This window comes from Sphaerochaeta sp. S2 (assembly GCF_016406725.1).
In the GTDB taxonomy this organism is placed as follows: Bacteria; Spirochaetota; Spirochaetia; order Sphaerochaetales; family Sphaerochaetaceae; genus Sphaerochaeta.
Genome location: NZ_JAEKNT010000023.1, coordinates 1 through 4,029, shown reverse-complemented (window position 1 = coordinate 4,029; position 4,029 = coordinate 1). Strand labels below are relative to the sequence as shown.

Annotated in this window: 6 protein-coding genes; 4 read left to right on the top strand and 2 right to left on the bottom strand. The window is 46.0% G+C overall.

The features are described 5' to 3' along the window. The 4 genes from JF818_RS00545 to JF818_RS00530 all read left to right on the top strand — a co-directional run. Positions 1-298: zinc ribbon domain-containing protein (locus JF818_RS00545; RefSeq protein WP_233065256.1), on the top strand; the 298-nt coding region annotated here is incomplete at its 5' end. An 11-nt stretch (positions 299-309) separates the two neighbouring features. After that, positions 310-1,149, top strand: a complete 840-nt coding sequence (locus tag JF818_RS00540) for an aldo/keto reductase (protein ID WP_198890050.1) — start codon at positions 310-312, stop codon at positions 1,147-1,149. Positions 1,150-1,190: 41 nt separating this feature from the next. Continuing rightward, a complete protein-coding gene (locus JF818_RS00535; protein WP_198890049.1) occupies positions 1,191-1,967 on the top strand; it encodes a hypothetical protein in 777 nt (258 codons plus the stop codon). Position 1,968: 1 nt separating this feature from the next. Further along, the gene (locus JF818_RS00530) at positions 1,969-2,544 is read left to right on the top strand and encodes a CYTH domain-containing protein (protein WP_198890048.1); all 576 of its coding nucleotides are present in this window, start codon (positions 1,969-1,971) and stop codon (positions 2,542-2,544) included. Here the strand turns inward: JF818_RS00530 and JF818_RS00525 are convergent. Beyond that, entirely contained in the window at positions 2,528-3,028 is a 501-nt protein-coding gene (locus JF818_RS00525) for a heme-degrading domain-containing protein (RefSeq protein WP_198890047.1), read from the bottom strand. The genes JF818_RS00530 and JF818_RS00525 overlap by 17 nt on opposite strands. Positions 3,029-3,032: 4 nt before the next feature. Continuing rightward, positions 3,033-4,004, bottom strand: a complete 972-nt coding sequence (locus JF818_RS00520) for a Gfo/Idh/MocA family protein (protein WP_233065253.1) — start codon at positions 4,002-4,004, stop codon at positions 3,033-3,035. Between the last annotated feature and the right edge of the window lie 25 nt (positions 4,005-4,029).

Genomic DNA, 4,029 nt, shown 5'->3' with positions numbered 1-4,029 from the left:
CTACCACACTATAGCCAATGCCCAAACAGTTAGTCAAGAGGGTTTTTGTCACTTTTTGGTTGGGGAAAACCATGATATGCTTAAGTTCATGGAAAAGAAACGATATGTATGTCCAAAATGTGGCGGCACTCACTATGAGAGCGACCGGTTCCAGGCAACGGGTGGCAATTTTGCCAAGATTTTCGATGTCCAAAACAAACGGTTCATTACCGTCACCTGTACCAATTGTGGGTACACTGAATTGTTCAAACAAAATGAACAGACAGGTTGGAATATTTTGGACTTCTTCTTGAATTAACAGGAGGTACTATGCAGACAGTTACGATGAACAACAATCTTGAGATCCCGCAACTTGGATTTGGCACTTGGCAGATCCCTGAAGGAAAAGCAGCATATGAGAGTGTTCGCTACGCACTCGAGGTAGGATATCGCCATATAGATACAGCAGCTGCCTATGGCAATGAGGAAAGTGTTGGACGCGCAATACGTGAGAGCGGGATTGAGCGGGAAGAGATTTTCCTAACCACCAAGCTACACAACAATGACCATGGCTATGAACAGACAAGGGAAGCATTCCTGGAAAGCTTAAGAAAACTGGATACTGACTATGTTGATCTGTATTTGATCCATTGGCCAAATCCCATTGCATCACGCTCGCATTGGCAGGATGCCAATAGAGGGAGTTGGAAGGCAATGGAGGAGTTTGTAATGCAAGGTCTGATCAAGAGCATCGGTATCAGCAATTTCCGTGAACATCATATTGAATCATTGCTCGAGAGGGCTGAGATCAAACCGCAGGTCAATCAGATCCGTCTCTATGCTGGTGAACAACAGCACAAGTTGGTGCAATATTGCAAGGACAAGGGAATGGTACTGGAAGCTTACAGCCCATTAGGCACCGGTGGCCTGCTCAGCAGTCCCCTGATCAAGAGCATTGCTGAAGAGGTAGGGAAGAGTCCCGCTCAGGTATGTCTTCGTTATGATGTCCAGAGAGGACATGTAGTGCTTCCCAAATCAGTTACACCTTCCTCTATTCTCCAGAACAAGGATATCTTTGATTTCACGTTGAATGAAGAACAAATGACAAAGCTCAATGAAATGGAGAATATCTGTGGACCAACACAGAACCCGGATGAAACCTCCTTCTAAAACCTCTTGCTTTCCTGCAATCGTATGAGTACTCTTGTAGCATGACTGGATTCTTCATTAAAAAAGCGTTTTTCGATGGCTGGGACAACCTCATTTCGATGGTTGTCCACAACCTTGGGTTCCTCCTAATCTTGCTTGCCTTCATGGGAAGCATGAGCCTTATGGAAATGAATGGATTGCTATCCGTAGCTGCCATGATTCTCTCGGTAGGTCTGTTTGCCTTCTTCACTGCTGGCACTTCAGCCTCTACCTGGGCATACGCAAAATACGAACGGCCTGGCTGGGAAGGATTCAAGCAGGGAATCAGGGATTCATGGAGGCATAGTCTTTTTTACTGGCTGCTTTCCGTGCTGGATGTCTCACTTATCCTGTTTGTCATTCCCTTTTACCTGAGCTATGGCAATGCGGTAGGAACCCTGCTCAGTGTCATCCTTTTCTGGTTGTTCATGGGGTTGAGCTTCGCTCTTCTGTATTATTGGGCACTCTTTCGTTCAATGCCTGGGGACCGTCCAATCAAGACACTGAAAAAGAGTTTTCTTATTGTGTTTGATAATCTCTTCTTCACTTTGTTTTTTGCAGTGTACCAGATAGTGAATTTTGCGTTATCAGCACTTCTAGCAGGCCTTGCCCCTGGAGTGACCGGTATGTTGCTTGCCAGCAGTGATGCTGTCAAACTGATGATGTACAAGTATGACTATCTTGAAGAAGAACCGGAAGCAGACAGAAAACACATTCCTTGGGATGAACTGCTCTATGAAGAACGCGAGAGCGTTGGACACCGTTCCTTGAAGAATATGATTTTCCCTTGGAAAGACTGACATGTCCTATGAAGTTGAACTAAAAGCCCATGTAGATGACCCCATCACGCTTAAGCATGACATTGAACAACGCACTGGAATTGTTGATGCATGTTGCGAAGAGAAGGATGATATCTACTATGCAAAGGAAGGGGAGGACCCACTTTTCCGTCTTAGGATGGAACGGTTTGGGCCCTCTTTCCATGAGCTTTCTGGGAATGTTCGTTTCACGAGAAAATATAAGAGCCTGAAGGATGGGATCGAGGTCAATGAAGAGGTGGAGTTCCTCTCCTCCTCGGACCAGGCTGAGTGGGCCCATGCTTTCTTCCTCAGTCTTGGATATGAGGTGTATATCAGGAAGACCAAGCGAGGGTACTCCTATGATTGGATGGTTGATGAAACACTCTCGCCACTCCACATAGAACTGGTAGAAATAGCTTCGTTGGGATGGTTTTTGGAAATGGAATTTGTTCTGGAGACAGCAGAACAGGTCCCGTATGCCAGGACCCGTCTGCTCGAAGTACTATCACTATTTGGTGTTCCCCAAGAACGTATTGAGGAACGCTATTACATGCATCTACTCAAGGATTTTTCGTAGGGTAGTGAGGAACATTTTCCACACCCAGATACCTGCTGATGCATCTAACCAGTACATCATGATCCTCAAGGTCGGTAAGGCCGCTTACCATTACAGCCCCTACCAATCCAGCTGATCGGACAACAATGGGAAATCCTCCTCCACAATCCACAAACCTGGTTGGATCCAAACCCCGTTCACTCAACGTCTTCCCTCGTTTCTTCAGGAATAATGAGTATGCCAACGTACTGGTTTCAAAGTGCTGGACCGTATTGAACTTTCTGTCGATCCAGTCCTGTGAGCCACGATTTGAACCTTCAGCGGTAAAATGAAACAGTGTCTTGCCACTCATTGTCCTGATGCATATGGCGATGGGAATCTCTTTGCCCAAAGCTTCCTCGGCAAAGATTTTTCCCAGTTCCCATGCATCACGGTTTGAGAAATGATCGAACTGAAGCAGTTCTTCCTGGCTTTCTACCAATGCAATTTGTTGTGAAAGTTCCATATGTTCATTCTCCCGGGAAGTGTACACCCCATTGGTTTCTCAGGGTATCCATTACTTCCATTACCTTGATGATTTCACTGTGAGGCATCTGTTTAAGCTCAATTTCGCCCTCCTCAAGTGCCTTCCTGCATGCTTCAACCTGATGTTCGAACCCTGTGATGTTCTTGAAAGGCTTATAGGTCTCAACCAGGTTGTAATCACGGTCGTATACATTGATCCCTTCACAGTTATTGATGTTGAGGAACTCAATAAACCCCCTGCTACCGAATATAGCACCACGTCTGTCACTGGTACTCAGCATGGAAGAGTGAAGGATTGCCATCTTGCCACCCTTGAACGAAAGGGTGATGGAGTTGGACTCATCAACACCACTGTCAGTCTTGATGCAGGAAGATTCAATGGACTCAATCTCATTTCCAAACACCATCATGGCAAAGTTGATAGGGTACACTCCCAGATCCAGAAGAGCACCTCCAGCAAGCTCCGGGTCCATCATGCGTTTTACGCCCTTGATGGGATAACAGAGATTTGCAGTAAGTGAATGTGGTTCACCGATTACCCTGCGTTCAAGAATCTGTTCAAGAACCAAACGCATAGGTAAATATCGTGTCCAAATTGCCTCAGCTACCAGAAGCTTTTTCTTTTTCCCAAGAGCTATGACTTCCCTGGCTTGTTTTGCATTCATCGTGAAAGCCTTTTCGCCAAGTACAGGTTTCCCATGCTCCAAGGAGAGCATCATATGTTCATAGTGCAAGGAGTGTGGGGTGCAAACATATACCAGATCAACATCGGGGTCACCCAGCATTTCCTCATAGGAACCGTACGCTTTACGAACATTCCACTTCTTTGCAAAGTCACGCGCTTTCTGTAGGTCTCTGGATGCAACAGCATAGGCTTCCACCTGTTCCATCTCAGCTATCGTTGCAGCCATCTTACGGGCGATGTTTCCAGCACCCAAGATTCCCATTCTCATCATACCGTCCTCCTGATGTACTCAGTAT